23 protein-coding genes are annotated in these 23303 nt (G+C 60.1%); 15 read left to right on the top strand and 8 right to left on the bottom strand.

Annotated features, from left to right (window positions below; genetic code table 11):
• Window positions 1–102 precede the first annotated feature (102 nt).
• Both IEX57_RS20470 and IEX57_RS20465 read left to right on the top strand, forming a co-directional pair.
• Window positions 103–2109, top strand: coding sequence for a UvrD-helicase domain-containing protein (locus IEX57_RS20470; protein ID WP_188707052.1), 2007 nt, complete (start codon window positions 103–105; stop codon window positions 2107–2109).
• Between the two features lie 151 nt (window positions 2110–2260).
• A complete protein-coding gene (locus IEX57_RS20465) occupies window positions 2261–2467 on the top strand; it encodes a hypothetical protein (protein ID WP_188697980.1) in 207 nt (68 codons plus the stop codon).
• A gap of 156 nt (window positions 2468–2623) precedes the next feature.
• On the opposite strand, the gene rlmD is transcribed toward IEX57_RS20465, so the two are convergent.
• From rlmD to IEX57_RS20450, 3 genes are all read right to left on the bottom strand, one after another.
• Window positions 2624–3925, bottom strand: a complete 1302-nt coding sequence (rlmD, locus tag IEX57_RS20460) for a 23S rRNA (uracil(1939)-C(5))-methyltransferase RlmD (protein WP_188707050.1) — start codon at window positions 3923–3925, stop codon at window positions 2624–2626.
• 140 nt (window positions 3926–4065) lie between these two features.
• The gene (locus tag IEX57_RS20455; RefSeq protein WP_188707048.1) at window positions 4066–4545 is read right to left on the bottom strand and encodes an LEA/WHy family protein; all 480 of its coding nucleotides are present in this window, start codon (window positions 4543–4545) and stop codon (window positions 4066–4068) included.
• Between the two features lie 5 nt (window positions 4546–4550).
• Window positions 4551–4958 carry an acyl-CoA thioesterase gene (locus IEX57_RS20450; protein WP_188707046.1) on the bottom strand — a complete coding sequence of 136 codons (408 nt, stop codon included), beginning with the start codon at window positions 4956–4958 and terminating at the stop codon, window positions 4551–4553.
• 166 nt (window positions 4959–5124) lie between these two features.
• On the opposite strand from IEX57_RS20450, the gene IEX57_RS20445 reads away from it, so the two are divergent.
• From IEX57_RS20445 to IEX57_RS20425, 5 genes are all read left to right on the top strand, one after another.
• On the top strand, window positions 5125–7392 hold the full coding sequence (locus IEX57_RS20445) for an AsmA family protein (RefSeq protein ID WP_188707044.1): 2268 nt from the start codon (window positions 5125–5127) through the stop codon (window positions 7390–7392).
• 3 nt (window positions 7393–7395) lie between these two features.
• A complete protein-coding gene (mutY, locus tag IEX57_RS20440) occupies window positions 7396–8433 on the top strand; it encodes an A/G-specific adenine glycosylase (protein ID WP_188707042.1) in 1038 nt (345 codons plus the stop codon).
• A 185-nt stretch (window positions 8434–8618) separates the two neighbouring features.
• Entirely contained in the window at window positions 8619–9275 is a 657-nt protein-coding gene (locus IEX57_RS20435) for an FAD-dependent oxidoreductase (RefSeq protein WP_188707041.1), read from the top strand.
• 139 nt (window positions 9276–9414) lie between these two features.
• Window positions 9415–10644, top strand: coding sequence for a bifunctional glutamate N-acetyltransferase/amino-acid acetyltransferase ArgJ (gene argJ / locus IEX57_RS20430; protein WP_188707038.1), 1230 nt, complete (start codon window positions 9415–9417; stop codon window positions 10642–10644).
• A gap of 226 nt (window positions 10645–10870) precedes the next feature.
• Entirely contained in the window at window positions 10871–12484 is a 1614-nt protein-coding gene (locus tag IEX57_RS20425; protein ID WP_188707035.1) for an arylsulfatase, read from the top strand.
• A gap of 8 nt (window positions 12485–12492) precedes the next feature.
• Here IEX57_RS20425 and dapA read toward each other — a convergent pair whose 3' ends face one another.
• Window positions 12493–13443 (bottom strand): 4-hydroxy-tetrahydrodipicolinate synthase, encoded by a 951-nt coding sequence (gene dapA / locus IEX57_RS20420; protein WP_229709155.1) that lies wholly within the window; start codon window positions 13441–13443, stop codon window positions 12493–12495.
• Between the two features lie 558 nt (window positions 13444–14001).
• On the opposite strand from dapA, the gene IEX57_RS20415 reads away from it, so the two are divergent.
• Window positions 14002–14868: an ATP-binding protein gene (locus IEX57_RS20415; protein ID WP_188707034.1), complete on the top strand. Its 867-nt coding sequence runs from the start codon at window positions 14002–14004 to the stop codon at window positions 14866–14868.
• A 57-nt stretch (window positions 14869–14925) separates the two neighbouring features.
• Here the strand turns inward: IEX57_RS20415 and IEX57_RS20410 are convergent, their stop codons facing one another.
• Window positions 14926–15369: a hypothetical protein gene (locus IEX57_RS20410; protein ID WP_188707032.1), complete on the bottom strand. Its 444-nt coding sequence runs from the start codon at window positions 15367–15369 to the stop codon at window positions 14926–14928.
• 114 nt (window positions 15370–15483) lie between these two features.
• Between IEX57_RS20410 and IEX57_RS20405 the strand changes: the two genes are divergently transcribed.
• The 5 genes from IEX57_RS20405 to IEX57_RS20385 all read left to right on the top strand — a co-directional run bounded on the left by IEX57_RS20405 (window position 15484) and on the right by IEX57_RS20385 (window position 19035).
• A complete protein-coding gene (locus IEX57_RS20405; RefSeq protein WP_188707030.1) occupies window positions 15484–16434 on the top strand; it encodes a Nudix family hydrolase in 951 nt (316 codons plus the stop codon).
• Window positions 16431–16868, top strand: coding sequence for a hypothetical protein (locus IEX57_RS20400; protein WP_188707028.1), 438 nt, complete (start codon window positions 16431–16433; stop codon window positions 16866–16868). Before IEX57_RS20405 ends, IEX57_RS20400 begins: the two co-directional genes overlap by 4 nt.
• Before the next feature lie 53 nt (window positions 16869–16921).
• Window positions 16922–17392 (top strand): glutaredoxin family protein, encoded by a 471-nt coding sequence (locus tag IEX57_RS20395; protein WP_188707026.1) that lies wholly within the window; start codon window positions 16922–16924, stop codon window positions 17390–17392.
• A gap of 82 nt (window positions 17393–17474) precedes the next feature.
• Window positions 17475–18245, top strand: coding sequence for an exodeoxyribonuclease III (gene xth, locus IEX57_RS20390; RefSeq protein ID WP_188707024.1), 771 nt, complete (start codon window positions 17475–17477; stop codon window positions 18243–18245).
• Between the two features lie 118 nt (window positions 18246–18363).
• On the top strand, window positions 18364–19035 hold the full coding sequence (locus tag IEX57_RS20385; RefSeq protein WP_188698028.1) for a Crp/Fnr family transcriptional regulator: 672 nt from the start codon (window positions 18364–18366) through the stop codon (window positions 19033–19035).
• A 69-nt stretch (window positions 19036–19104) separates the two neighbouring features.
• Here IEX57_RS20385 and IEX57_RS20380 read toward each other — a convergent pair whose 3' ends face one another.
• From IEX57_RS20380 to coaD, 3 genes are all read right to left on the bottom strand, one after another.
• The gene (locus tag IEX57_RS20380; protein ID WP_229709154.1) at window positions 19105–19713 is read right to left on the bottom strand and encodes a lytic transglycosylase domain-containing protein; all 609 of its coding nucleotides are present in this window, start codon (window positions 19711–19713) and stop codon (window positions 19105–19107) included.
• 110 nt (window positions 19714–19823) lie between these two features.
• The gene (locus tag IEX57_RS20375; RefSeq protein WP_188707022.1) at window positions 19824–20759 is read right to left on the bottom strand and encodes a class I SAM-dependent methyltransferase; all 936 of its coding nucleotides are present in this window, start codon (window positions 20757–20759) and stop codon (window positions 19824–19826) included.
• A gap of 125 nt (window positions 20760–20884) precedes the next feature.
• On the bottom strand, window positions 20885–21385 hold the full coding sequence (coaD, locus tag IEX57_RS20370; protein ID WP_188707020.1) for a pantetheine-phosphate adenylyltransferase: 501 nt from the start codon (window positions 21383–21385) through the stop codon (window positions 20885–20887).
• A 128-nt stretch (window positions 21386–21513) separates the two neighbouring features.
• Between coaD and IEX57_RS20365 the strand changes: the two genes are divergently transcribed.
• Window positions 21514–22638, top strand: coding sequence for an ABC transporter substrate-binding protein (locus IEX57_RS20365; RefSeq protein ID WP_188707018.1), 1125 nt, complete (start codon window positions 21514–21516; stop codon window positions 22636–22638).
• Window positions 22639–22807: 169 nt separating this feature from the next.
• Window positions 22808–23227, top strand: a complete 420-nt coding sequence (locus IEX57_RS20360) for a hypothetical protein (protein ID WP_188707017.1) — start codon at window positions 22808–22810, stop codon at window positions 23225–23227.
• The last annotated feature ends 76 nt before the right edge of the window (window positions 23228–23303 follow it).

Raw genomic sequence — 23303 nt, 5'->3', positions numbered from 1 at the left:
AGACCCCGGCAGCACCATTTGCCAGATCACCGCCACGCCCGGCAGCATCCCCGGTAAAATAGCCGCCTTCGCCGGTCACGCCCTGATTGAACAAACACCCCCATGAATCTTGATCACCTGAACCCGCCGCAACGCGCGGCTGTGAAATACCTGGACGGCCCCTGCCTTGTGCTGGCGGGCGCGGGCTCAGGCAAGACCCGGGTGATCACGCAAAAGATTGCTTACCTGATCACCGCAGCGCAGATGGACGCGCGCAATATCGCCGCCATTACCTTTACCAACAAGGCCGCGCGTGAAATGAACGAGCGGGTCGGCACCTTGTTGCCACCGGACAAACTGCGCGGGCTGACGGTGAGCACGTTTCACTCGCTGGGCATGCGTATCTTGCGCGAAGAAGCAAAATACCTCGGCTACAAGCCGCAGTTCTCCATTCTGGATAGTGGCGATCAGTGGAAGATCATCTCTGACATTCTCACCACCACCGACAAACAGCTGATCCGCACCACGATCTCGCGCATTTCCATGCTCAAGGCGGACCGCGTCTCGCCCGATAAAGCCTTGCTGGGCGCGGATTCTGAAGGTGAACTGCATCTGGCCAAAATCTACCGCCAGTATCAGGACACGCTGCAGGCCTATCAGGCTGTCGACTTTGACGACCTGATCCGGCTGCCGGTGGATCTGTTTGCCCAGGAAGAAGCGGTCTGCGCCAAGTGGCAGCAGCGGCTGCGCTATCTGCTGATCGACGAATACCAGGACACCAACAACACCCAGTACGAGTTGCTCAAGCAACTGACTGGCAAAGCAGGCAAGTTCACTGCCGTGGGTGACGATGATCAGTCCATTTACGCCTGGCGCGGCGCCAATGTTGAAAACCTGGCGCTGCTGAAAACCGACTTCCCCAGCCTGGAACTGATCAAGCTGGAGCAAAACTACCGCTCGGTTGCGCGCATTCTGAAATGTGCCAACGCGGTGATCAGCAACAACCCCAAATTGTTCGAGAAAACGCTGTGGTCTGATCTGGGCATCGGTGACCCCATTCAGGTCATCGAAGCCAAGAGCGAAGAAGCCGAGGCCGAGATGGTGGCCATGAACATGCTCAACCACAAGTTTCTGAACAACACCAAATTCAGCGACTACGCCGTGCTGTACCGCGGCAACCACCAGGCGCGGATCATCGAGACGCAACTGCGCGAGCATCGTATTCCCTACGTCATGGCGGGCGGCCAGTCGTTCTTTGACCGGGCTGAAATCAAGGACGTGTTGTCGTACCTGCGGCTGATTGCCAATGAAGACGATGATCCGGCGTTTATCCGCGCCATTACCACGCCCAAACGCGGCGTCGGCAATGTCACGCTGGAACGCCTGGGCGCCTATGCCAACCAGCGGCAGATTTCGCTGTTTGCGGCCGCGTTTGAAGAAGGCTTTATCCACCAGGTTCAACCCCAGCAATACGAACCGCTGCAAACCTTCTGCGAATTCATCAACCGCATGCAACCACGCGCGCAGCGGGAAAACGCCGGCTCGGTCCTGACCGAACTGTTGCAATCCATCGATTACGAAACCTGGCTTTACGACAGCGACGACCCCAAACCCGCTGAAGCCAAGTGGAAGAACGTGCAGGACTTTGTCGGCTGGGTCACCAAACACGGTGAAGACAAAGGCAAGAACCTGATCGAGGTCACGCAGACCATCGCACTGATCACCATGCTCGAAGGCCGCGACGAAGAAGAAGTAGACGCCGTGCGCATGTCCACGCTGCATGCCTCCAAGGGTCTGGAATACCCGCATGTGTTCCTGATTGGCTGCGAGGAAGATATCCTGCCGCACGCCAACTCGATTGAAAGCGGCATGGTGGAAGAAGAACGCCGTCTGATGTACGTGGGCATCACCCGCGCCCAGCGCTCGCTGACCATCAGCTATTGCGGCAAGCGCCGCCGCGCCGGCGAGTGGCAGATTGTCGAACCCTCCCGCTTCTTGCGGGAACTGCCGCCCGATGAAATCCGTGTCACCGGCCGCCTGGCCCCGGACAATGGCCAGAACCAGGTCACCAAAACCGAAGGCCGCGCCACGCTGGCCGGGTTGATGAACAAGCTGGGCAGCATGGGCTGATACTTTCCCGACGTGGGAAAGCGGCAGCAAATGTGCAAGAATATCGCAACAGCATATGAGTATCCGTTGATACAAAGCTGCCAAGCCGCTACATAGCTGTTACATTGAAAGCATTGGTTTTACCCATTCAAAGCCGCCGGCGGACACGTCCATGAATTCTATTGTTTCCAGCGCCCTTGTTGCCTATGCCCCGAGTCTTGTGACAAGCGTGGGCTCCCTGCCCGTGCGCGCGGTGGCTGAAACCGTCGGCGCGGCTGCAACCGTCGTGGGTACTGCGGTTTCGGCCATCGGGAGCGGGGTGTCTGCAGTGGGCAGCGGCATCAGCACCATTGGACGGGCGATTGATACCTATGTCTGAGCAGTGATGCTCCCCCTGAAAAGAACCGGCACTGGCCGGTTTTTTTTATGCAAGGTGCCCAGGCCTGATCGTGAACTCCTGCTAGTCGACACCTCAATGAAAAAGCCCCGCGTCAAAAGTCGCGGGGCTTTTCATGCTGTAACGCACAGCGTGCGCTCAATCCTTCTCAAACAGCGCCATCGATTCCACATGGCCCGTGTGCGGGAACATGTTCACCACGCCGGCGGACTTGAGCTTGTAGCCCTTCACGTTGACCAGCACATTGGCGTCACGCGCCAGGGTGGACGGGCTACAGGACACGTACACGATGCGCTTGGGGCCGTGCTCGGCGCTGATGGATTTCACCAGTTCCATGGCGCCATCACGCGGCGGGTCGATCAGCATTTTGTCGAAGTGGCCCAGTTTATCCAGCCATTCTTCGGTCATTTCAAACAGGTTGGCCACCTTGAAGTCGGTCAGGTGTTCCAGCTTGTTGAAACGGGCGCCTTCAAAGGCGCGGTCGACCAGTTGTTGCAGGCCTTCCATGCCCAGCACTTTGGCGCCACGGCGGGCAATCGGCAGGGTGAAATTACCCAGACCGCAGAACATATCGGCAATGACTTCGCCCGGTTGCGGGTCCAGCAGACGCATGGCGCGGTCGACCATCACGCGGTTCACGGCGTGGTTCACCTGTGTGAACTCGGTCGGCTTGAACGGCATGGTGATGTTGTATTCGGGCAGCTCGTAAGTCAGCGCCGGGGCGTCTTTGGGGTACAGCGGGTACGCAGTGTCCGGGCCCTTGGGTTGCAGCCAGATCTGCACTTTCCACTGATCGGCATAGGCCTTGAAGTGGGCTTCGTCGTCCGCGGTGATCGCATCCATATTGCGGAACACCAGCACCGTGACGTTCTCACCGACAGCCAGTTCAATCTGCGGCATGCGGTTGTAAATAGACAGCTTGCCGACGAGTTCACGCAGTGGCACCAGCTGGTCAGAGATGAACTTGGGCAGTACGTGGCATTCGGTCATGTCGGCAATGAATGACGAGCGCTTTTCATGAAAGCCGACCAGCACCCCGCCCTTCTTGGCGACATCACGCACCGACAGGCGCGCGCGATGGCGGTAGCCCCATTGCGGGCCGTAAATGGCCGGCAGCATGGTTTCAGCCTCGACATTGCCGATCCGCTCCAGATTGTCTTCCAGCACGCGCTGCTTGGCGGCCACCTGGGCGGTAAATTCCATATGTTGCATGGAACAGCCGCCGCACACGCCAAAGTGCGGGCACTTGGGCTTGGTGCGCATAAAGCTCTCGGTGAGAATCTGCATGGCCTGCGCGTTCTCGAAATTGGGCTTTTTGCGATAGGTGTTATAGGTGACGGTTTCGAACGGCAACGCACCATCGACAAAAATGGTTTTGCCTTCGACGCGGGCAACGCCGTGACCTTCGTGGTCCAGTGATTCAATCCGGGCTTGCGGCATGAGGTATCCAGGAACTGCCTGACAAAACAGACGATTATACCTTGCCCGGCCGCCTTGTCTTTACCGAACGTGCCGCCCATAAAAAAACCGGAACGCCGGTTCCGGTTTTTTCAGCTAGCACCGCCCGTGCAGGCTGGCGGTCAGAAGCGCAGGTTCTTGGGCAGCCAGTCGTCACGCGGGGGCATGTCGCCACTCTTGCTGAAGGCAATGCCGTCTGGCTTGACCGGCAGGTAAATCCGCCCTGTCAGCTTGTAGCTGGGCACTTCATCGCCCTTGAGCGCGCGCAGCTGTTTGACCAGTTGCGCAATATTGCTCACCACCTCGATATGCAGGGTGACTTCGCCCAGCGCCGGAATGGTGACCTGTTCGTTGGACACGCCTTGCGCCATTTCAAAGCCGTTGACCGACAAACGCGCGTCCAGGCCCGATACAGCGACAGAAATATTGTTGGGGTTTTGCACGGTCAGCGCCAGTACAAAGCGCTGCTGGAAGAACGTGGCGTCCTTGAGCGTGAAACCCGCCAGCGAGATGCGCGGCTTTTCCCAGCTCATCGGCAAACCGCTGCACCCGGCCAGCGTCAACATCAACAGCGCCAGCATCACCCCGATCACACGGCGCATGTTGGTTACTCCCCGGCCAGCTGCTTGAAGCGGTCGGCAATATCGCCTTCCATGGGCAGCGCGCCTTGCACGTCGGCGTGAATCACCGCGATGGTGACGTCCGCCTCGGCCACGACTTTGCCATTATCGGCCCGCACAATGCGTTGTTCGACAATGGCGTGGCGCTCGCCCATCGGGCCGGAGCGGGTTTCCACCACCAGCAGGTCGCCCATGGTGGCCGGCCGCTTGTAGCGGATATCAATACGGCTGACGACCAGCGCGTACTGCCGTTGCATGAACCACTCAAGATCGCCGTGAGACTCCATCATTGCCCAGCGCGCTTCTTCCAGAAACTCAAGGTAGCGCGCGTTGTTCACGTGGCCATACAGGTCGAGGTGGTACCCACGAACCTTGATCTCGGTACGAAACGGCATTGCAACTCCGGGCAAAATTGTTATGTGTATTCGCTGTGAACGTCAGCACATCTGAATGCGGGAACCAATCCATAGAGCATCTGCTCTTTGCTTAATCCCGGCCTGTTAGGGATAATCCCAAGACCATCGGCAACCCATACTTACACAAAAACCAGCATCGCTCCAGATGGACCTGCGTCACTCCCGACCTTTCCGACTTGTGCTTTTGCTGATTGCGGCCCTGATCGCCGTGATCGGCATTGTGCCCTGGTTCGTCCAGGCAGATTTTGCCCAGGCAGCCCTGGCCGCACAAATGTCGCATGATACCCAGCGTGCACTTTCCGTGCAGGGACGCACTCGCCTTGTCATTTTGCCGCGCCCGGCGCTGCTGCTGGACAAGGTCACGCTGAGCGAGCCGCGCCATCCGGACCAGATTTTTGCGCAGGCCGATCACGTACGGGTCGAACTCTCGATGTGGCCGCTGTTGCGATCGCGCGCTGTGGTTGTGCACCGGCTGGATCTGGACCACCCGCAGGTGCATATCGAGCGCCAGCCCGATGGCACCTACAACTTTGATGACCTGCTGCAAAAACGCGATAGCGGTACCGGCATCAATTTCGATATCGACCGGGTGGCTTTCAATGATGGCGATCTGGTCTACCGCGATAACGGTCTGAACGAATATTTCCGCCTGGCCCGCCTGCAATGGCATATGGACAAGCTGGGCGATCCAAAAAACGGTGAGCTGTCGCTGGAAGGTGATCTGCAGATCGGCCCCACCCACGCCGTGCAATGGCGTGGCCGGATCAAGGGTGCGGCGGCCATGCGTTACCACGCGCAGGAACGGCGCCTGCTAGTGGCGGACCTCAAACTCAACCTGATGCAACAAGGCGACAGCGCGCCCGCGCTGCGGATCTCTGATGCCGAAGTCAGCGTGGCCGGCAACCTGGTTTATGGCTGGCAACCCCTGCGCCTGAACGGGGGCGATCTGCATGTGTCGGCATCCGGCAAACGGGCGGACCAGCACTGGACCGGCGAGCTGGATCTGCCGGACATCCGCGTGGCGCGCAATGTGCTGTCGCTGGACAAGCTCAAGCTGCAAGTCGATATGAAGAGCCCCGGCAATCACCTGACGGCGAACATGAAAGTGCCACGTCTGGCCGGTGCACAAGGCGGGTTGCTGCGTGCCGACAACGCCAGTATCGATGTCGTGCTCGATAGCCCTGGCCAGAAATTGACGGCCCAGTTTGTCAGCCCGCTGGAAATGCAGGGCGGCGCGCGGTTCTCTTTGCCCGCCTACAAACTGACCGGCAGCTATAGCAACACGGCGCTGCCGCGCGGCGAGATCGGCCTGCAACTGACCGGCACCAGCACACTGGATCTGCGCTCTGAATTTCTGCATCTGGCCAGCAACGGCCAGCTGGATCATGAACCGGTGTCGATGAGCCTGGGCGTCAACGACTTTGTGCAGCCGGAATATCAGTTCGACTTCAATATCAGCCGGCTTGATCTGACACCGTATTTGCCGGTGGTGAGTGAAGGCGCGCGGCAGGTTGATCAAAGCAAGGACATCGACTTCACCTGGCTGCAGCATGCCCGCGCCCAGGGTCAGGTACGCATTGGCGAGCTGGTGGTCAAGAACCTGCATGTCGACGACATCGCCATGAACTTCAGCGCACGTGACCGCAAGCTGACCATGGACCCGCTGCAGGCCACGCTGTACGAAGGCCGCCTCTCTGGCAACATGCAGATCGATACTACCGGTGACATGCCGGTTTTCCGGGCCCGCCAGCGCCTGACCGATACCAATATCAACACCTTGCTGGTCGATGTACTGGACACCAGCCGGTTTGAGGGGCGTGGCCAGGTTGATCTGGATATCTCTGCCCGCGGCACCTCGCTGGAAGACCTGCGCCGCACCACCAACGGCAACGCCCACCTGCAACTGAAAGAAGGCGCGATCCGCGGGATCGACGTGGAAGCCTTGCTGCGCAATACCAGCAAGCAACTGGCGCTGCTGGGGTCAGAGGTAACACAACCGTCCGACAACGACGCCCGCACCCGCTTCACCCAGTTGCAGGCCAGCCTGCAGATCAAGGACGGCGTAGCCCGCAACAATGATCTGGCCGTGGGTACCGGCGTGGTCAAGCTGACCGGCAGCGGCGCCATCAATCTGGGCCAGGGTTATATCGACTACCAGATGCAGGCCTCGACCAGTTCCCGCCTGCCGGAACTGGCCAGTCTGGCCGGCCTGACCTTGCCCATTACCTTGTCTGGTCCGCTGGCCTCTCCGGATTACCACGTTGACTATGCCAGCGTGAAAGAACAGTTCATCGCCCGCCAGAAAGCCGCGGCAGAGAAAGCCGCCGCATCCCGCGCTGCCGCTGCCAAAGCCGCGCAAAAGCAGAAGGGCAAACCTGCCCCGGCTGCACCCACGCCACCCAAAAAGAAATAAGCCGTGACCGCCCCGTTTGCCGAACGCCTGCTTGCCTGGCATGCCAGCCATGGTCGTCATGATCTGCCCTGGCAAGTCAGCGACCCTTACCGTGTCTGGTTGTCAGAGATCATGCTGCAGCAGACCCAGGTGACCACCGTTATCCCGTACTACGCGCGTTTTCTGGCGCGCTGCCCTACGGTGGCAGACCTGGCGCAAGCCCCGCACGATGACGTGATGGCCCTGTGGGCGGGCCTGGGTTATTACACCCGCGCCCGCAATCTGCACGCTGCGGCCAAAAAAGTGATGACAGACTTCAGTGGCGTGTTTCCGCACACGCCAGAAGACATCGCAACGCTGCCTGGCGTCGGCCGCTCCACGGCAGCGGCCATTGCCGCTTTCAGCTTCAACACGCGTTCTGCCATTCTGGATGGCAACGTCAAACGCGTGCTGGCGCGCTGGGCCGGTATTGACGGCAACGTGGCCAGCAAAGCCATCGAAACCCGCATGTGGGATCTTGCGCAATCCTTGTTGCCTGGCAGTGCCGATATGCCGGCCTATACCCAGGCCATCATGGACCTGGGCGCCACCGTCTGTACGCCCAAAAAACCGGCCTGCCTGACCTGCCCCATGCAGGACGACTGTGTGGCGCGCCGCGAAGGCCGCCAGCTGGAACTGCCTGTGCCCAAACCCAAAAAGAAGATTCCGGAACGCCAGACTGTCATGCTGATGGTGCACGATGGCGACCGCATCTTGCTGGAGCAGCGCCCGCCCACCGGCATCTGGGGCGGTTTGTGGGCTTTGCCGGAAACCACTTCCACACTGGAGGCAGAGACCGACTTTGCCACGCGTTACGGCATGCATATTGCGCTGGAACCGGCATTGCCGGAACTGGTCCACGTGTTCACGCATTTCCGGCTGACCATTACGCCGCAGCCGGCACGGGTGGTCGGCGCCAGTGCGCTCAAGTCGGACCTGACGCGCTGGTTTACCCGCCAGGAGGCGCTGGCGGCTGGTATTCCCACCCCTTTGCGCAAGCTCTTGTTGCTACCGTCTGTATAAGCAATTTCCTATTTGCTTAATAAAGCCGATAAACTTACAAGTTATGCTGACGAAGTGTAGTGCCTCACCCGGCAATAGTGGTTATGCTGCGCTCCAGACTGAACGGTCGTGTGAAACAGCATGATCAACAAAAGACCAGAAATCTCAATTGCAACAATGATGTAGAAGTCCCTCAAGGATGGGATATGCGTGAACAAGCCTGGGATATCGTGATCGTTGGCAGTGGCCTTGCGGGGCTTTCCCGCGCATGGGTTGCTCACCAGCGAGGCCTGAGCGTGGCGCTGCTGGAAAGCGGCTCCGGTGATCGCGCGCCGGCAGAAGCCGGTCTTATCCTGCAAAAGGGCTTGCCGCCGCAGTTGCTGCCGCTGGATCGTCCTGCGCGTGAGCGCTGGCAGCGGGTTCCGGGTGGCCACGAAGAAGCCGCCGGCGTATCGCTGTTGCAACGTGATGAACTGGAAGCGCGTGTCCTGCGCGATTGCCTTAGCGGCGTTGCCCGTCTGGCCAACAGCCCGCTGCCAGGTTTTCCGCCGTGCAGCGAAGCTGAACAGATCGACCTGGGCGCCGCGCTGCGTACCCTCAAATGCTGGTTGTCCCAACGCATTGATTACTTCCCTGGCCGCACCATCCTCGCGGTCGAAAAAGGCTGCGTATACACCCTGAACGGCATCATGCGTGCCGACCGTGTGGTGATTACCGCCGACGCCTGCTCCCACTGGCTGCCGCAGTCCTGGCCGGTTGATGACGACACCACCGGCAATGCCCGTGTCGAGATCATTGACCTTGAGCGCACCATGGCCTCGATCATGCACGCCGCCACGCCAGGCCTTGCCGCCCAGCACTAAGCCGGCTCACCACCCGCTGTTGACCTGATGCCCGGCCTGCCGGGCATTTTTGCGTGGGCATCGTTATGCCGGTTGTCACGCGAATCCGGTATGCTTGCGGGTTTGATTCGCACCTCATTACTTGAAAAGGACACGCGCCATGCCGGTCAATCTGCCAGCACTCGATCCGTCCAGCCTGCACCCCGTCGCCGGGGTAGAACTGGGTATTGCTTCTGCCGGTGTCAAAACACCGGGCCGCAAGGACGTATTGGTCATGCGACTGGCTGAGGGCAGCCGCGCCGCCGGCGTGTTCACGCTGAACAAGTTCTGTGCCGCCCCGGTACGCCTGTGCCGCGAGCATCTGGCCGCGCGCGGAGATATCCGCGCCCTGGTGGTGAACACCGGTAACGCCAACGCCGGTACCGGCGTGAATGGCATGGAACGCGCCAAAGCCATCTGCGTGGCGCTGGCCGGCCAGATGAACATCGCCCCGGAACAAGTGCTGCCGTTCTCCACCGGCGTGATTCTGGAGCCGCTCCCGCACGAGAAAATCATCGGCGCCCTGCCCGCCGCCCAGGCAGACCTGGCCCCGGCCAACTGGGCCCAGGCCGCACAAGCCATCATGACGACCGACGTCGCCCCCAAGGCCGCCAGCCGTCAGGTACAGATTGGCGGCAAGACCGTCACCATTACCGGCATCAGCAAGGGTGCCGGCATGATCCACCCGAACATGGCCACCATGCTGGGCTATGTCGCGACCGATGCGGCGGTATCGCAAGCGTTGCTGCAAAAGCTGGTGTCGTTCACGGCAGATCGCTCGTTCAACAGCATTACGGTGGATGGCGATACCTCAACCAACGATAGCTACATCCTGATCGCGACCGGCCAGTCTGGCGCGGCCGAGATCACCGATGAAGCCAGCGCCGACTTCGCCACCCTGCGCGACGCGGTGCTGGATGTGGCGCAGACGCTGGCCAAAGCCATCATCCGTGATGGTGAAGGCGCAACCAAGTTCATGACCATTGATGTCGAAGGCGGTAGCAGCCGCGAAGAATGCAAAGCCGTGGGTTACGCCATTGGCCGCTCGCCGCTGATCAAGACTGCCTTCTTTGCCAGCGACCCCAACCTGGGCCGCATTCTGTGCGCAATTGGTTACTCGGCCGTGCCGGATCTGGACGTCGACAAGCTGGAAGTCTGGCTGGGCGATGTGCTGGTGGCCAAAGACGGCGGCCGCGCCGCCAGCTACACCGAAGAGCAAGGCCAGCGTGTGATGAAAGAAGCCGAGATCACCATTACCGTGAAGCTGGGCCGCGGCGCAGAAAAAGCCACCATCTGGACCTGCGACTTCAGCTACGACTATGTGAAGATCAACGCCGACTACCGTAGCTGAGCGTTGTTTGACCCCACAAAAAAGCCCGGCATTGTCCGGGCTTTTTTGTTTTGTGCATCTGGTTATATGCATGGATTGCGACGATCCGCCTGGTTGTTTTTATATTCATAAATATCATATTAAAAACAATTTAAATTTCCATTAGTTATATTTATCCTGCTTGCAGCGCTGCGCCCTGGCTGCAAGGGGCAACGGCCTTCAAGTGACCCTCTGCCACGGATAAATCATGACTGCGCAACCCAATTTCCTGGTCATCCTTGCTGACGACCTCGGCTTTTCCGATATCGGCGCGTTCGGTAGCGAAATCGCCACCCCGCATCTGGATGAACTCGCCTATGCCGGCCTGCGTTTTACCGACTTTCACACCGCCTCTGCGTGCTCACCAACCCGGGCGATGCTGCTCTCTGGCACTGACCACCACCTGGCCGGGCTGGGCACGTTTGCCGAAGTCCTCACGCCGGCCCACGCCGGCAAGCCTGGGTACGAAGGCTATCTGAACGACCAGGTGGCCGCGCTGCCGGAAATATTGCAGGACGCGGGCTACCACACGGTCATGGCCGGCAAGTGGCATCTGGGCCTGACGCCCGAACGCAGCCCGCATGCACGCGGGTTTGATCGCTCGTTTGCGTTGCTGCCCGGTGCGGCCAATCACTATGGCTTTGAGGCAGAGATCTCGGCCGACCAGATCCCGCGCCTGTTGAAAGGCACGCGCGGCCTGTATGCCGAAGACGGTGAATACGTCAAAACCCTGCCGGATGATTATTACTCCAGCGACTACTTTACTGACCGGTTGCTGGGTTATCTGGCCGAGGCTCCGGCCGGCAAGCCGTTCTTCGCCTACCTGCCCTTCTCTGCCCCACACTGGCCACTGCAAGCGCCGGATGAACTGATCGCCAGATATGCCCACCGTTATCACGCCGGGCCCGATGCTCTGCGGCTGGAACGTCTGGCGCGGCTCAAGGAACTGGGCTTGATCGATGCCGATGTCGAAGCGCATCCGGTGATTGCCACCAACGCCGAGTGGTCTGCCCTGACCGATGAACAAAAAGCGTTCTCTGCCCGGACCATGGCCGTTTACGCCGCCATGGTCGAGCGCATGGACTGGAACATTGGCCGGGTGATCGAACAACTCAAGGCCAGCGGCCAGTTTGATAACACCGTCATCATTTTCCTGTCTGACAACGGTGCGGAAGGCGCGCTGCTGGAGGCGCTGCCGGCCTTCGGGCCCAATCTGCAGCAAGTCATCGATACGCATTACGACAACAGTCTGGCCAACCTGGGCCGCGGCAATTCTTATATCTGGTACGGCCCGCGCTGGGCTCAGGCCGGTACTGCGCCAGCGCGCTTGTATAAAGCGTTCACCACCGAGGGCGGCATTCGCGTGCCGGCGCTGCTGCATTACGGCAAGCTGGCCCGCCAGCAGGCCATCAGCCATGACTTTGCCACGGTGATGGATATCGCCCCGACGCTGCTGGAGCTGGCCGGTGTGACGCACCCGGCGCCCCGCTTCAAAGAACGCGAAGTGCTACCGGTGCGCGGTCGCTCCTTGCTGCCTTATCTGCAAGGGCAAAGTGCGAACGCGCATCCGCATGATCATGTCACCGGCTGGGAGCTGTTCGGGCGCAAAGCCATCCGCCAGGGCGACTGGAAAGCCGTGTTCATTCCGGAACCGGCCGGCCCGTCGCGCTGGCAGTTGTACGATCTGTCGCAAGACCCGGGCGAGATCCATGATCAGGCCGATGCCCGCGCCGACATCCTCAATGGCTTGCTGAGCGCCTGGCAGCAATACGTGCAAGAGACCGGCGTGCTGGAAGATATCCCCGCGCCCTCACTGCTTTGAGGCGTTGCTCACAACCCCAGGATTGCCGGCAGCGTGTCTTCCAGCTGCCGGTACAGGGCCGGGGAGACTGGCGTCATGGGCAGCCGCAGCTCATTGCGCATAACGCCCATGATCTCCAGCGCTGCCTTGAGCGGGCCGGGGTTGGGCTCGCTGAACAACAGGCTGATCAGCGGAGACAACGCACTGGCCAGCTGGCGGGCCGCCGGCAGATTGCCCGCCGCCACATGCGCCAGCATGCGCCGGTGCAGATCGGGCCGGATATGGGCGGCGGCGGTAATCCCGCCGTGCCCGCCCATGCACGCACTGACAAACAACAGATGGTCTTCACCGCTCAACACGCGCAGCGGGGTTTGTTCAATCAAACCGGACAACTGCGCCAGATTGCCGCCGCCGCTTTCCTTGATCGCCACAAACTGCGGGTTGGCCGCCAGCGCCTTGATCGTGGGCAGTTCCATGTTCACGCCGGTGCGATACGGGATGTTGTATAGCACGATGGGCAGGCTGGTCGCCGCGGCCAGCGCCTCGTAATGCAGGCGGATGCCCTCTTGCGACGGCCGTACATACTGCGGCGGGCTGATCAAAAGGCCACTGGCACCATGCGCTTCAATGCGCTCGATCCAGCGGCTCATGCTGTAGGTATCGGCCCCGCTCACCCCCATGATGACCGGCACATTGCCGGCCAGGGCGCGCACCAGCCGCAACTGGGTGAGTTGTTCTGACTCGCTCTGCGTGGCGGCTTCACCGGTGGTGCCGCACACCACAAAGCCGTCTACCCCCTGGCGCAGCAGCATGAGCACCAGCTTTTCCAGGGCGGCGACATCCAGTGCGCCATCGCGAAACGGCGTCACCAGCGGCACCCAGACCCCGGTAAATGCGCGGCGCAGATCGGCCCGGGCGGTTTGGGGTTCAGTCGCGGTAGATGTGGAAGTAGGAGCGATTGCGGTAGATACAGTCATCATTGCCTCTCTGGTTTCGAACACGGTTTGCAAAGCGGTCCCGGGAGGGGGTACCTCAGGTCTGCAAACGTGGGTTCAAGGCAAGTTGATGCTGGCAGTCCCGTCGGTACGCGCCCGACGGGACAGACGGCCCGTCAGCGGCGCATCTGTTTTTTGGATTTATTGGAAACGGCTGCAAACGCCACGCCCACACGTGCGTCTGCCTCAGCATGATGCTGACGGGCAAAGCCGGCGTGGAGAGCAAAAACGGCGTTCACGACAATTTCCGCAAAAATTTATGACGCTCAAATGTAGCGGAGGAGATGGACCGGTGTAAAGTACCCGTTCCGCAAGCCCCCGGATCGCCCCACACGGGCACCCACTTCTACGGCGTGTATCCACCGCCTGACTTGCGCCGGCAAGGCTCACCCGCCACGGCCGGCGCGCACAACTTCTGTCGCAAGAACAAGCCCTTGCGCAACTGGTTCCATTTGAAACAATGGTTGGGGTCGAACCGCCGTGCGCGAGCGTGTACGCTTGTGCACAGCCGATTTTCCATCGTCCTTTGTCAAGAGCACACCCATGTCCCACCCACTGGACCCGCATTTCATCAAACTCACGCATCAGCTTGAAACGCTGATCAACCGCCTTGAATCCGCCCTGCCGCCGGCCCCGCCGACCACCGACTGGTCTGCCGTGGCTTACCGCTGGCGAGTGCAAAATGGCCACCGCTACCTGCAGGCCGTGAAACACGTGCACAAGGTCAGCCTGACTGATCTGCAGAATATTGATCTGCAAAAACAGCGGCTCGTGGAAAACACCCGCCAGTTTGTCAGCGGCAAACTGGCCAACAATGTGCTGCTGACGGGCTCACGCGGTTGCGGCAAATCGTCGCTGGTCAAAGCCGCCTGGAATGAATTCCGCGACACCGGCCTGCGCCTGATCGAAGTCGACAAGGCCCATCTGACCGATCTGCCCGATATCGTGGCGCTGATTGCCGACCGCCAGGAAAACTACCTGGTGTTCTGCGACGATCTGTCGTTTGAAGAAGGCGACTATGGCTATCAGGCGCTCAAGACCGCGCTGGATGGCTCGATTGCCGCACCCAGCGCCAATGTGCTGATCTACGCCACCTCCAACCGCCGCCATCTGGTGCCCGAATACTTCAGCGAAAACGAACAGACCCGGCACGTGGGGGATGAAATCCACTTTGCCGAGGCGATTGAAGAAAAAATCGCCCTCTCTGAGCGCTTTGGTTTGTGGTTGTCGTTCTACGGTTTCAGCCAGGAAGAATATCTGACCGCCGTGCAGCACTGGCTGGCGCAATTTGGCCAGACTGAATGGAACGATCAAGTGGAACGCGAAGCGCTGAACTGGGCGCTGGGCCGTGGCGCCCGCAGCGGGCGGATTGCCTGGCAGTTTGCGCGGGACTGGGCGGGCAGCCACTAAGGCTGTCTGGATGAACACCATGCCGGCAAGGCTGTCGGCATGGTCTGTGCGCAGCGCTTATTCTGCTGGCTGCAGCAGCGGCTCGACAAAGCGCACCGTCTCACCCATGGAAGGCGTGAACAGTTTGTAGAACTGCTGCAAGGTTGCCTCGGACATCAGCCGGGGCGGCACATGGATCAGATGCCGTGCAGCTTCCTCGATGGATTCAGACGTCAACGGGCGCACCTTGCCGGTGACAAAAAACGCCGGCCGGCCGCTCAGCCGCAGCCCTTCCACCAGTTCTTGCAGCAATGTGGGCGCGGCATCACGCAGCAAGTACCAGCCATCTTCCTGCACAATCAGCACCTGCACCGACAAACCCCAGGCATGCTCGCCCACCACGCGTTCCGGCGCCGCTGCCACAATGCTGCAGACAGTGCCCGGAGAGCGGGCAAGCGTGTTGATCAATCGCCAGCTTTGAGCGACGGTAACAGGCTGGATTTCGGTGATTTGCTGTGACACGATGAGCGCCGGTTGTGAACGGTTGGTCCATTACTTACTAGTGACTAAAGCAAAGATGATCTTAGTTGTTTTATTTCAGGTTGCCTATCCCGACCTTGCCAACGGAGTTTCCCCATGACCGACCCGGTACGTATTGTGGACGTGGCAGTTGGCATTCTTGTGAAGCCGGACGGGCAGTTTTTGCTGGGCAGCCGCCCGGCAGGCAAACCGTTTGCCGGATTCTGGGAGTTCCCCGGCGGCAAGCTGGAAGCCGGCGAAACCGCGCTGGAGGCGCTGGCGCGTGAACTGCACGAAGAAATGGGCATCACCGTCACCGCCGCCTGCCCCTGGCTGACGCAGACGTTCACCTATCCGCATGCCACGGTGCGACTGCATTTCTTTCGCGTCACCGGCTGGCAAGGCGAGATCCAGTCGCGGGAGGGCCAGCAGTTTGCCTGGCAGACCAACCGTGCGTTGACCGTCTCCCCCATCCTGCCGGCCAATGGCCCGATCATGCGCGGCCTGCAATTGCCGGATGTCCTGGCGCTCTCTGCTGTTGCCCTGCTGGGGCAGGAAAACTGGCTGGCGCGGCTTGACGCGAAACTGGCCAGCGGCCTGCAATGGCTGATCCTGCGTGAACCCCAACTGGATGCCGCCGACTTTGCAACGCTGGCGCAGACCGTGATCGCCCGCGCCCGTCCGCATGGTGCCCGCGTGTTTCTGCATGATCACGTCGAGCTGGCGCGTGAACTGGGCGCAGATGGCGTACACCTGTCCGCGCGCGCAGCGGCTGCACTGTCAGGCCGTCCGCGCGGGCTGGACTGGGTCGGCGCATCCGTCCACAACGTCGCAGAGCTGACTCAAGCGCAGCACATTGGTGTCGACTACGCCGTGGCCGGACATATCAAGGACACCGCCAGCCACCCTGGCGCCGCGCCCATGGGCTGGGCGGGCTTCGATGCCTTGGCGCGTGCCGGCTGGCCGTTCCCGCTCTATGCGATTGGCGGCCTGGCCGCCGCAGACGGGGCCGCCGCCCAGGCGCAAGGCGCCCACGGCGTGGCCTTGTTGTCCGGAGCCTGGCAGTGAACTGGCGCGGCCTGGCCAGCGGTGCATTCGCGGTGCTGGCCACCGGCTTTTACTTCGGCTGGAGCCAAGGCTGGTTGCCATGGGGACAAACCGCTAGCGCCAACGCGCCAGCGCCGATCCCCTGCGCTGATCTGGCTCAAGGATGCAGCTTCAGTCTGGCGGGCCATGACTACCACTTGCAGAGCGACGGGCCGGTCACCCCGTCGCGACCATTCGTGTTAAAGCTGGCCGGAGCGCCGCTGACATCGGCCACCGCCAGCTGGAAAATGGCCGGCATGGAGATGAGCCCCAATCTTTTTCATTTCACACCCGACGCCCAGGGTCAATGGCAAACTCGCTCGGCCTTGCCGTTTTGCACGCAATCCCGCAACGACTGGTTACTGACAATAAACGTCAACAAAAACAAGGCTGTATTGGCCGTCCAGCCCCGCTGAATGCGCAGTTTTACCCCTGACTGATGCCACGCGCACAAGGCATAATACTTAGCATGAAAAACAGTCTTTTTGCTTTGGCGCTGGCCGGCCTGCTGGCTGTGGGTTTGTCTGCTCAGGCGGCGTCGGTTTACCAGTGGCGTGACGATAACGGCAATCTGCATTACAGCGATCGACCGATCTTCCCGCAGGCCACCCTGCGCGCCATCAAGGCCAACGTCACCGACGGCCGCAGCGCCAGTGCAGTTGCCGCCGCCAAATCAGGCATACGCCTGTACGTAATCGACAATTGCCCGCCCTGCACCGCCGCGCGGGAACTGCTCGACAGCAACAAAGTGCCGTACGAGTTGCACTCCATTACCGGCTCACAGCAAGAAGTCCTTGGCTTTTACAAATTGACCGGGGATACCAACAGCCCGTTGCCGGTACTGGCCGTGGGTGGCGATGTCTACAAGGGTTGGGATCTCTCACTCTGGCAAGCCGTTCTGGACAAGGCCGGTTATCATGTAGCGCCAGCCCCGCGCTAACAGGGTTGCGCCACAGTGCGCACCTGCCCTGATTTCAACCAATGCGCCGCTTTTTGCGGCGCTTTGTTTTTGGACCGACACCATGCAATTTGTCACCTGGAATGTGAACAGCCTGAAAATCCGCCTGCCCCAGGTGCTGGAATGGCTGGCAGCCAACCCTGGCGTTACCGCGCTGGGCATTCAGGAAACCAAACTGGAAGACACGGCGTTTCCGCAAGCCGAGATTGAAGCCGCTGGTTTTCATGTGGCCTTTGCCGGCCAGAAAACCTACAACGGCGTAGCGATCATTGCGCGTGCGCCGATGACCGCGGTCAGCATCAATATCCCCGGCTTTGCCGATGAGCAAAAGCGCGTGATCGCCGCCACCATCAATGACGTGCGCTTTGTCTGCGCGTATATCCCTAATGGCCAGAGTCTGGATTCGGACAAATACGTCTACAAGCTGTCCTGGCTGAAGGCATTTACCGATTGGCTGCAAGGCGAACTCGCCAATCACCCCAAACTGATTCTGGCCGGCGATTACAACATTGCGCCGGAAGACCGCGACGTGCACGACCCGGCCAAATGGGAAGGCCAGGTGCTGGTGTCCGGCCCGGAGCGCTCGGCCTTTCGCCAGTTGCTGGCCCTGGGGCTGACAGATTCGTTCCGCCTGTTTGACCAGCCGGAAAAATCCTTCAGCTGGTGGGATTACCGCATGTATGGCTTCAAGCGTAATGCGGGTTTGCGCATTGATCATTTGCTGGTGTCGCAAGCGCTCAAACCGCTGGTCACCGCGTGCGTGATCGATAAAGAACCGCGTCGCGTGGAGCGCCCGTCGGACCACACACCGGTCATCGTCACGTTGGCCGACTGATCCTCAACCCCGGAACCGCAGCGTCAATAATGACATTGGCAGTACACGCAAGATGAGCGACAGCGACGCAGTGTTGGTGCACAATGAGCGCGTTCCAACAAAACCCGCCTGAATTCATATGGATAAAGCAAAACTCCTGTCCGGCAGCAGCCTGTTTTGCGAGCTGACGCCCGACGAGCTGGAAGGCCTGGCGCAGCATGCGGAATTGCGCACCGTGCGCGCCAAGCAAGCCGTAATCTCCCAGGGCACCGCCGGGGACGAGATGTACGCTGTGCTGCACGGCCGCCTGAAAGTGGTCCGCAGCACGGATGATGGTCGTGAAGCCACACTGAGCCTGCTGGAAGCCGGCGAGGTATTCGGTGAACTGGCCATGCTCGATGGCGGCCTGCGTTCGGCCGGCGTTGAGTCGCTGGAACCGTGCGAGCTGCTGGTCCTGCGCCGCGAGTCGGTCATGGAATATCTGGAGTCTCATCCCAAGGTGATGCGCCAGTTGATCGCCGCCCTGTGCCAGCGCCTGCGCTCGGCCGATGATCTGCTGCAAGACACCTTGTTCCTGAACCTGCCGCAACGCCTGGGCAAAATGCTGCGCCAACTGGGCGAACAGCACGGCGACCAGACTGATCGCGGCGTGCTGATTGACCTGAAACTCACCCAGCAAGAGATCGCCAATCTGGTGGGCTCCAGCCGTGAATCGGTCAACAAGCAACTGAATGTCTGGGTGGATGACGGCCTGGTTGATCTGTCTGGCGGCTATCTGCGTCTGCTCAAGCCAGACGAGTTGCCGCACTGATCTGCGCCATTTGCATAGCAACAAAAAACCCGGCACTGGCCGGGTTTTTTGTTGCGCGCTCAGCGCGTGTTATTTGCTGGCGATATTGCCGCCAATGTCTTTCCAGGCAAACAGACTCTTCCAGGAGCCGTACACCATGTTCGGGTATTCCGGACGCCCCAGGCTGCCGTTATAACGGCCCAGCGCGCGGAACAGATCGCCGTTCTCGACATCCAGGTAGTAACGCAAGATGGTGCAGCCGTAGCGCAGGTTGGTGTTCATGTCGAACAGGTTCTGGTCGGCGCTGCCAATCTGGCGCACCCAGAACGGCATGACCTGCATCAGGCCACGGGCGCCGACACTGGAGAGCGCGTAGCGGTTAAAACCGCTTTCCACGTTGATCAGGCCCAGCACCATTTGCGGGTCCAGCCCGGCACGGGTGGCTTCGTACTGGACCGCAGTCAGCAGCTTGCGGCGCATGAACTCGTCCGGCACCTTTTTGACAAGGCGCGCCGACATTTCATTGAGCCAAGCCTCTCCCTCGGCCCTGTTGTCAAAGACCAGCCGGGGTTGAATGCCATCGCCCACCGACCGCGCCATGGCGCTTTGCACGGAGGTAGACAAGGCCTCTTCTTTCTGGGCACCGGCCAATGCCAGACCAGAGGCAGCTAACAGGCAGATAAATAACGCTTTTTTCACGGCAACACATCAACACAGCACAATGGCGCGACTGTAAGCCGAGCCAGCGTCAGGGTCAATGCCTTATGGCCGATCAGCCACACCGCTGACCCTGTCAGCCCGTTTTTCAGCTACTTCTGAAAGCGGAAACACTTGTGAATACGCTTGTTGCGGAAGTCTTCCGGCACGGATTGATCGCTGATGTCCTGGCACAACGGAACCAGCGCCTCGTCCATCTTGAAGGTGCGCAGGTTGTTGGAAAAATATAGCACGCCACCCGGATGCAGCATGTCCAGACAGCTTTCCACCATCCAGCGGTGGTCACGCTGCACATCAAGCACACCCTGCATTTTCTTGGAGTTGGAGAACGACGGCGGGTCCAGGATGATCAGGTCGTACTTCCAGCCCCCATCCAGCGTTTCTTCCAGATACTGCAATACGTCCGCGCGGACGCGGCGGTGTTGCGGGCCTTCAAAACCGTTGAGCGCCATATTGCGCGCGGTCCAGTCCAGATACGTGTTGGACAGATCGACCGAGGTGGTGCTTTTGGCGCCGCCGGCTGCCGCGTACACGCTGAACGAGCCGGTATAGCAGAAGAGATTGAGCACGCGCTTGCCGGCCGCTTCCTCGCGCACGCGCTGGCGGGTGTTGCGGTGATCCAGAAACAGGCCGGTATCCAGATAGGCATCCAGGTTTACCAGGAACTTGAGGCCGCGTTCTGTCACGACAAACTGCTCGCCCTCGCCTTCGTTCTTTTCGTATTGCGTGGTGCCGCGCTGGCGGGCCCGGGTCTTGATGGCGACAAGGTCTTCATCAATGCCCAGCGCATCGGCGGTGGCGTACCAGATGTCCGACAACCATTCTTCGTGCGCGCCTTCGGTCTGTACCCAGCCCGTGTCGTATTCCTGCAGCTGCACGTGCCCGTCGTACCAGTCCACAATGACCGGGAACTCCGGTACATCGCGGTCATAAAGGCGGTAGCAAGTCAGGTCTTCGCGCCGCGCCCACTTGGAGAGGCGCTTGAAATTCTTGGCGAGCCGGTTGCTGTAACTGGCGATATCAGGCATCTAAAACACTATCCATTTGTCATGCCGCCCATCGGTCGACATGGTCTTTGACACAAAAAATTAACCGGCAGCCAGGAGGGTTTTCTCCGTAACCGCCGGTCGGTTGTTGCAGCCAGACAACAGCCCTAGCCGCGCTGCCGGCCTGACATGGCCAGTAAGCGCTTGAACACCGGCTCAGGGACATATTGCCCCACCACATCCTCCCACCCGGCCGGCCCGACAAGGCCTTTGACCATGGTGGAACTGACCTCTGCGATCTCACGCGGGGGCATCAGGAAGATGGTGTCGATATGCGGCGCCAGGTCTGCGTTCACATAGCGCATTTTGCGCTCAAACTCATAATCGGCGGCCTCGCGAATGCCGCGGATGATGTAGTCCGCATTCAGGTCACGTGCGTAATCGACAAGAAAACGGTTCTCGAAACACTCCACGCGCAGATTGGGCAAATGCTGCGTAGCCTCACGCAACATGGCCAGTCGTTCGTCCACGCTGAAGGTGTACCGTTTGTCAGGATTCTCGCCAATAGCGACCACCATCTCGTCAAACAGACGGACGCCATGTTCAATCATCCAGAGGTGACCGTTGGTCACTGGATCGAAGCTACCGGCATAAACGCCACGCCGCATGTCATTTCCTTTCCAGACGCGAGTCGCCACTATAACATCACCCAATGTTAAATCAGGATGACGAGGTAAAAATCCGGCGGCTGGTTTGACATGAAGTCCACACAAAAATTAGAGAGTTGGGGAGATCCATGATTCTGCGCAATGTCCTGCTTACGCTGGCATTGATGGCCTCGGCTACCTCACAGGCCGACATCAATATCGGTGAGTCTGTTCCCACTTCAGGGCTGGCCGGCGACACCGGCAAGGCACTGGCCCTGGGGGCTTCCATCTATTTTGGTCGCGTTAATGCCCAAGGCGGCATCAACGGCGAACCGATCAACCTGATCACCCGCGACGATGGCTACGACGCTACCCGCACGCTAGCCAACACGCACGACCTGATTGAAAAAGAAAACGCAGTCGCCCTGATTGGCTATTACGGCACCACGCCGATGCAAGAGCTGATCAAATCCAAACTGCTCGATACCGCGGGGATTGCGCTGGTTGGCGCGTATTCCGGTGCGGACAGCATCCGCACGCCGGGCAGCCCGTATTTCTTCCAGACCCGCGCCAGTTACACCGACGAGATCGAACGCATTGTTTCCTTGCTGAACGATCACCTTGGCGTAACACGTATTGCGGTGGTGGCCCAGAAAGACGGTTTTGGCGAAGCCGGTTATATCGCGCTCAAGAACGAACTGGCCAAACGCAAGCTCACGCTGGCAGGTGAAGCCTGGTACGACAAGACCACGGGCGACACCAACGGCGCGGCGCAAGCCCTGGCCAAAATCAACCCGGAAGCGATCGTGATGGTGGCGATCTCCAAGCCGGCAGCAACGTTCACCCGGCAGTACAAGGCGCTGGGGGGCACGTCGCAGCTGTATGGTTTGTCTCCCATCCAGTATGACGAGGTGACCAAGGCAGTTGGCGTGGGTACCGCCCACGGTATTGGCCTGTCGCAGGTGTTTCCGGCGCCGACCAATGCCCAGCTCAAGCTGATCCGTGATTTCCAGAAAGACGCCGAGCCGTTCCTGAAAACCGGCGACTACCCAAGCTACGCTTTGCTGGAAGGGTATATTTCTGCGCGTCTGGTGACTGAAGCCATCAAGCGCGCGGGCAAGAACCCGACACGGGCCAGTGTGTATACCGCGCTGTCCAATATGCGCAAATTCGATCTGGGTGGCTTCACGGTGGATTTCACCGACAAGCGCCGGCTGGGTTCGAACTTTGTTGAACTGACCATGATCTCGCCCACGGGCACGCTCACGCGCTGATCAGCAAAACACGCATATCGCGATCCAGAAAACCGGCCTCAGGGCCGGTTTTTTCATGTTCTGTGAGTGATATCCCACATCATGTTGCGGCAAACTTGATGCAACTGCGGCGTTTTGCTCCCGTCCAACGCTCAGGGTCATTGGCCCTTTGCGACAAGGAGAAAACACCATGACACGCATTCAGTCCCTGTTGGCGCTGTGCGCCCTGCCGCTGGCCATTTACACCGGGCAAGTCCTGGCAGAAGACATGGCACAAGCCCTGCAGCCGCAGCAAACCGAAAACGGCGGAAGCTTCATCACCGGCGGTGTGGGCGATGAAGAAATGGCGCAACTCAAATCCACCCGCAGTGACTACAACCTGCATCTGCTGTTCACCGGCAAGGGCGGCGAGTTCCAGTCGGGCGTGAAGGTCCAGATCGCCAACGCCAAGGGTGATGTGGTGCTCGATACCACCACCACCGGCCCCTATCTGTACGCCAAACTACCGGCGGGCAAGTACAAGATCAACGCCACGCTGGAAGATCGCACGCAAAGCCGCAGCATCCAGGTGGCCAGCCGCAGCGGTGGCGATACGCAGATCACCTTCTGAAGCTCTGAAGCAGTAGTACCGCGTCATCATGGAAACGGGCCTTTATGGCCCGTTTCTGTCATCCGGCCATCCCTCT

The organism is Silvimonas iriomotensis (genome assembly GCF_014645535.1).
Classification (GTDB): Bacteria; Pseudomonadota; Gammaproteobacteria; order Burkholderiales; family Chitinibacteraceae; genus Silvimonas; species Silvimonas iriomotensis.
This window is presented reverse-complemented; position numbering and strand designations above follow the sequence as displayed.

Bases quoted from the DNA above. Each gene is read 5' to 3' on its own strand.
- coaD (WP_188707020.1), bottom strand. From the start codon at position 21,385: ATGCGGCGTGGCGTTTATGCCGGTAGCTTCGATCCAGTGACCAACGGT.
- IEX57_RS20385 (WP_188698028.1), top strand. From the start codon at position 18,364: ATGGATAAAGCAAAACTCCTGTCCGGCAGCAGCCTGTTTTGCGAGCTG.
- IEX57_RS20405 (WP_188707030.1), top strand. From the start codon at position 15,484: ATGACCGACCCGGTACGTATTGTGGACGTGGCAGTTGGCATTCTTGTG.
- IEX57_RS20360 (WP_188707017.1), top strand. From the start codon at position 22,808: ATGACACGCATTCAGTCCCTGTTGGCGCTGTGCGCCCTGCCGCTGGCC.
- xth (WP_188707024.1), top strand. From the start codon at position 17,475: ATGCAATTTGTCACCTGGAATGTGAACAGCCTGAAAATCCGCCTGCCC.
- IEX57_RS20455 (WP_188707048.1), bottom strand. From the start codon at position 4,545: ATGCGCCGTGTGATCGGGGTGATGCTGGCGCTGTTGATGTTGACGCTG.
- argJ (WP_188707038.1), top strand. From the start codon at position 9,415: ATGCCGGTCAATCTGCCAGCACTCGATCCGTCCAGCCTGCACCCCGTC.
- IEX57_RS20365 (WP_188707018.1), top strand. From the start codon at position 21,514: ATGATTCTGCGCAATGTCCTGCTTACGCTGGCATTGATGGCCTCGGCT.
- IEX57_RS20445 (WP_188707044.1), top strand. From the start codon at position 5,125: ATGGACCTGCGTCACTCCCGACCTTTCCGACTTGTGCTTTTGCTGATT.
- IEX57_RS20450 (WP_188707046.1), bottom strand. From the start codon at position 4,958: ATGCCGTTTCGTACCGAGATCAAGGTTCGTGGGTACCACCTCGACCTG.
- dapA (WP_229709155.1), bottom strand. From the start codon at position 13,443: ATGATGACTGTATCTACCGCAATCGCTCCTACTTCCACATCTACCGCG.
- IEX57_RS20465 (WP_188697980.1), top strand. From the start codon at position 2,261: ATGAATTCTATTGTTTCCAGCGCCCTTGTTGCCTATGCCCCGAGTCTT.
- IEX57_RS20435 (WP_188707041.1), top strand. From the start codon at position 8,619: ATGCGTGAACAAGCCTGGGATATCGTGATCGTTGGCAGTGGCCTTGCG.
- IEX57_RS20395 (WP_188707026.1), top strand. From the start codon at position 16,922: ATGAAAAACAGTCTTTTTGCTTTGGCGCTGGCCGGCCTGCTGGCTGTG.
- rlmD (WP_188707050.1), bottom strand. From the start codon at position 3,925: ATGCCGCAAGCCCGGATTGAATCACTGGACCACGAAGGTCACGGCGTT.
- IEX57_RS20470 (WP_188707052.1), top strand. From the start codon at position 103: ATGAATCTTGATCACCTGAACCCGCCGCAACGCGCGGCTGTGAAATAC.
- IEX57_RS20415 (WP_188707034.1), top strand. From the start codon at position 14,002: ATGTCCCACCCACTGGACCCGCATTTCATCAAACTCACGCATCAGCTT.
- IEX57_RS20425 (WP_188707035.1), top strand. From the start codon at position 10,871: ATGACTGCGCAACCCAATTTCCTGGTCATCCTTGCTGACGACCTCGGC.
- IEX57_RS20375 (WP_188707022.1), bottom strand. From the start codon at position 20,759: ATGCCTGATATCGCCAGTTACAGCAACCGGCTCGCCAAGAATTTCAAG.